The 5058-nt window shown below is 52.9% G+C and carries 2 rRNA genes; both read left to right on the forward strand.

What is annotated here, in order from left to right:
- Positions 1 to 87: 87 nt before the first annotated feature.
- Positions 88 to 1616 (forward strand): 16S ribosomal RNA (locus tag HMPREF3055_RS03275).
- A gap of 306 nt (positions 1617 to 1922) precedes the next feature.
- Positions 1923 to 5013 (forward strand): 23S ribosomal RNA (locus HMPREF3055_RS03285).
- The 16S and 23S rRNA genes sit together here, the layout of an rRNA operon.
- Positions 5014 to 5058 lie beyond the last annotated feature (45 nt).

Here is a 5058-nt window from a genome sequence, read left to right on the forward strand (position 1 = left end):
AATGGTTTCAAATTTAGTCAGCTTGAGTCACGCACCCCCGTGTGTGATTCGCTGTTTGAGATCAGATTATCAAGCTTTTCTATTTTTTCAACGGAGAGTTTGATTCTGGCTCAGGACGAACGCTGGCGGCGTGCTTAACACATGCAAGTCGAACGATGAAGCCTAGCTTGCTAGGTGGATTAGTGGCGAACGGGTGAGTAATACGTGAGTAACCTACCTTTAACTCTGGGATAAGCCCGGGAAACTGGGTCTAATACCGGATACGACCAATCTCCGCATGGGGTGTTGGTGGAAAGCGTTATGTAGTGGTTATAGATGGGCTCACGGCCTATCAGCTTGTTGGTGAGGTAACGGCTCACCAAGGCGACGACGGGTAGCCGGCCTGAGAGGGTGACCGGCCACACTGGGACTGAGACACGGCCCAGACTCCTACGGGAGGCAGCAGTGGGGAATATTGCACAATGGGCGCAAGCCTGATGCAGCGACGCCGCGTGAGGGATGACGGCCTTCGGGTTGTAAACCTCTGTTAGCAGGGAAGAAGAGAGATTGACGGTACCTGCAGAGAAAGCGCCGGCTAACTACGTGCCAGCAGCCGCGGTAATACGTAGGGCGCGAGCGTTGTCCGGAATTATTGGGCGTAAAGAGCTTGTAGGCGGTTTGTCGCGTCTGCTGTGAAAGGCCGGGGCTTAACTCCGTGTATTGCAGTGGGTACGGGCAGACTAGAGTGCAGTAGGGGAGACTGGAATTCCTGGTGTAGCGGTGGAATGCGCAGATATCAGGAGGAACACCGATGGCGAAGGCAGGTCTCTGGGCTGTAACTGACGCTGAGAAGCGAAAGCATGGGGAGCGAACAGGATTAGATACCCTGGTAGTCCATGCCGTAAACGTTGGGCACTAGGTGTGGGGGACATTCCACGTTTTCCGCGCCGTAGCTAACGCATTAAGTGCCCCGCCTGGGGAGTACGGCCGCAAGGCTAAAACTCAAAGAAATTGACGGGGGCCCGCACAAGCGGCGGAGCATGCGGATTAATTCGATGCAACGCGAAGAACCTTACCAAGGCTTGACATATACTGGACCGCATCAGAGATGGTGTTTCCCTTCGGGGCTGGTATACAGGTGGTGCATGGTTGTCGTCAGCTCGTGTCGTGAGATGTTGGGTTAAGTCCCGCAACGAGCGCAACCCTCGTTCTATGTTGCCAGCACGTTATGGTGGGGACTCATAGGAGACTGCCGGGGTCAACTCGGAGGAAGGTGGGGATGACGTCAAATCATCATGCCCCTTATGTCTTGGGCTTCACGCATGCTACAATGGCCGGTACAGAGGGTTGCGATACTGTGAGGTGGAGCTAATCCCTAAAAGCCGGTCTCAGTTCGGATTGGGGTCTGCAACTCGACCCCATGAAGTCGGAGTCGCTAGTAATCGCAGATCAGCAACGCTGCGGTGAATACGTTCCCGGGCCTTGTACACACCGCCCGTCAAGTCACGAAAGTTGGTAACACCCAAAGCCGGTGGCCTAACCCTTCGGGGAGGGAGCCGTCTAAGGTGGGATTGGCGATTGGGACTAAGTCGTAACAAGGTAGCCGTACCGGAAGGTGCGGCTGGATCACCTCCTTTCTAAGGAGCACATTTAGTTGGCCATGCTGTCCGCGAGTGTCGGGTGGGTGGTTTTGCTCATGGGTGGAATGTTGGTTTTGGGTTGGATGAGGCGCATTGTTGGGTTTTGGGGTAACACATTAGTGTTGTTCCTTTGTTTGCCTGGCATGGTGATGATGCAGATGTTTTTGTTTGTGTTGTTGTTGTGTTGTGGGTTGTTGTTTGAGAACTATATAGTGGACGCGAGCATCTTCTGGAATTTGCGTTGAATCAATGCTTTGGTGTTGGTTTGATTGTTGATTTTAGATTCTTATTTTTCTTGATTGTGTGTAAGTTATTAAGGGCACACGGTGGATGCCTTGGCATTAAGAGCCGATGAAGGACGTGTGAATCTGCGATAAGCCTCGGGGAGCCGATAACTGGGCTGTGATCCGAGGATTTCCGAATGGGGAAACCTGGCTCATCTTCATGGTGAGTTACCGCCAGCTGAATGTATAGGCTGGTTGGGGGGAACGCGGGGAAGTGAAACATCTCAGTACCCGCAGGAAGAGAAAATAAAGTAATGATTCTGTGAGTAGTGGCGAGCGAAAGCGGAAGAGACTAAACCTGTGGTGTGTGATAGCGGTTAGGCGTTGCATCATGGGGGTTGTGGGAGTCACAGTGGCAGTTCTAACTGGCTGCCGGCATGATGTTCAGGATGGTAGGTGAACGACTTGGAATGGTCGGCCGTAGAGGGTGAGAGTCCCGTAATCGAAATTGTTCTGTCCGTGGTGTGGCCACCCGAGTAGCACGGGGCTCGTGGAATCTCGTGTGAATCTGCCAGGACCACCTGGTAAGTCTAAATACTTCTTAGTGACCGATAGTGAATCAGTACCGTGAGGGAATGGTGAAAAGTACCCCGGGAGGGGAGTGAAATAGTACCTGAAACCGTGTGCTTACAAGCCGTTGGAGCCTTTTGGGGTGACAGCGTGCCTTTTGAAGAATGAGCCTGCGAGTTAGTGTTATGTCGCGAGGTTAACCCGTGTGGGGTATCCGTAGCGAAAGCGAGTCTGAATAGGGCGTTTGAGTGGCATGACCTAGACCCGAAGCGGAGTGATCTATCCATGGCCAGGTTGAAGCGACGGTAAGACGTCGTGGAGGACCGAACCCACTTCAGTTGAAAATGGAGGGGATGAGCTGTGGATAGGGGTGAAAGGCCAATCAAACTCTGTGATAGCTGGTTCTCCCCGAAATGCATTTAGGTGCAGCGTTACGTGTTTCTTGCCGGAGGTAGAGCTACTGGATGGCCGATGGGCCTTCACGGGTTACTGACGTCAGCTAAACTCCGAATGCCGGTAAGTGAGAGCGTAGCAGTGAGACAGTGGGGGATAAGCTTCATTGTCGAGAGGGAAACAGCCCAGACCACCAACTAAGGCCCCTAAGCGTGTGCTAAGTGGGAAAGGATGTGGAGTTGCTTAGACAACCAGGAGGTTGGCTTAGAAGCAGCCATCCTTGAAAGAGTGCGTAACAGCTCACTGGTCAAGTGATTCTGCGCCGATAATGTAGCGGGGCTCAAGTACACCGCCGAAGTTGTGGCAATGACCTTTTTTGGTTGTTGGGTAGGGGAGCGTCGTGTAGCCGGTGAAGCTGCGGTGTAAACCAGTGGTGGAGGCTATGCGAGTGAGAATGCAGGCATGAGTAGCGAAAGATGAGTGAGAAACTCATCCGCCGGATGATCAAGGGTTCCAGGGTCAAGTTAATCTGCCCTGGGTTAGTCGGGGCCTAAGGCGAGGCCGACAGGCGTAGTCGATGGATAACGGGTTGATATTCCCGTACCGGTGAAAAACCGCCCATACTGATATTGTGATGCTAACCATGCGAAGCATGATGTGCAGGCTTTTGTTTGTGTGTTGTGTGGGTTGTGGGACCCGATCTTTGGAGGTAAACGTGTTAACAGGTGTGACGCAGGAAGGTAGCCAAGCCACGCGATGGTTGTCGTGGTCTAAGCGTGTAGGGTTGTCGGTTGTTAAATGCGCCGGCTGTGTGCCTGAGACGTGATGGGACCCCGTTTTTGGGGGATTTGGTGATCCTATGCTGCCGAGAAAAGCATCGGCGTGAGGTTTTAGCCGCCCGTACCCTAAACCGACACAGGTGATCAGGTAGAGAATACTAAGGCGATCGAGAGAATCATGGTTAAGGAACTCGGCAAAATGCCCCCGTAACTTCGGGAGAAGGGGGACCTTGAGCGTGATGGGCACTTGCTGCCTGGAGCGTGTATGGGTCGCAGAGACCAGGGGGAAGCGACTGTTTATCAAAAACACAGGTCCGTGCGAAGTCGTAAGACGATGTATACGGACTGACTCCTGCCCGGTGCTGGAAGGTTAAGAGGATTGGTTAGCTCTTTTGAGCGAAGCTGAGAATTTAAGCCCCAGTAAACGGCGGTGGTAACTATAACCATCCTAAGGTAGCGAAATTCCTTGTCGGGTAAGTTCCGACCTGCACGAATGGAGTAACGACTTCCCTACTGTCTCAACCATGAACTCGGCGAAATTGCAGTACGAGTAAAGATGCTCGTTTCGCGCAGCAGGACGGAAAGACCCCGTGACCTTTACTATAGTTTGGTATTGGTGTTTGGTTTGGCTTGTGTAGGATAGGTGGGAGACTGTGAAGCATGGACGCTAGTTTGTGTGGAGTCGTTGTTGAAATACCACTCTGGTCAATCTGGATGTCTAACTTCGGGCCATGATCTGGTTCAGGGACAGTGCCTGATGGGTAGTTTAACTGGGGCGGTTGCCTCCTAAAGTGTAACGGAGGCGCCCAAAGGTTCCCTCAGCCTGGTTGGCAATCAGGTGTTGAGTGTAAGTGCACAAGGGAGCTTGACTGTGAGACTGGCAGGTCGAGCAGGGACGAAAGTCGGGACTAGTGATCCGGCGGTACGTTGTGGAACGGCCGTCGCTCAACGGATAAAAGGTACCTCGGGGATAACAGGCTGATCTTGCCCAAGAGTCCATATCGACGGCATGGTTTGGCACCTCGATGTCGGCTCGTCGCATCCTGGGGCTGGAGTCGGTCCCAAGGGTTGGGCTGTTCGCCCATTAAAGCGGTACGCGAGCTGGGTTCAGAACGTCGTGAGACAGTTCGGTCCCTATCCGCTGCGCGCGTTGGAAATTTGAGAAAGGCTGTCCTTAGTACGAGAGGACCGGGACGGACGAACCTCTGGTATGTCAGTTGTACCGCCAGGTGCATGGCTGATTGGCTACGTTCGGGAGGGATAACCGCTGAAAGCATCTAAGCGGGAAGCCTGTTTCGAGATGAGATTTCCTGGCACTTTTGGTGTGTGAGGCTCCTTATAGATGATGAGGTTGATAGGCCGGGTATGGAAGCGGGGACTGAAGACTCGTGGAGTTGACTGGTACTAATAGGCCGAAGGCTTACTTTTCAAGAGAGTTTGTGTGTTTGCGTTCACTGTATGGTTTTTGGATAA

Source organism: Rothia sp. HMSC061C12 (assembly GCF_001815755.1).
GTDB lineage: Bacteria > Actinomycetota > Actinomycetes > Actinomycetales > Micrococcaceae > Rothia > Rothia mucilaginosa.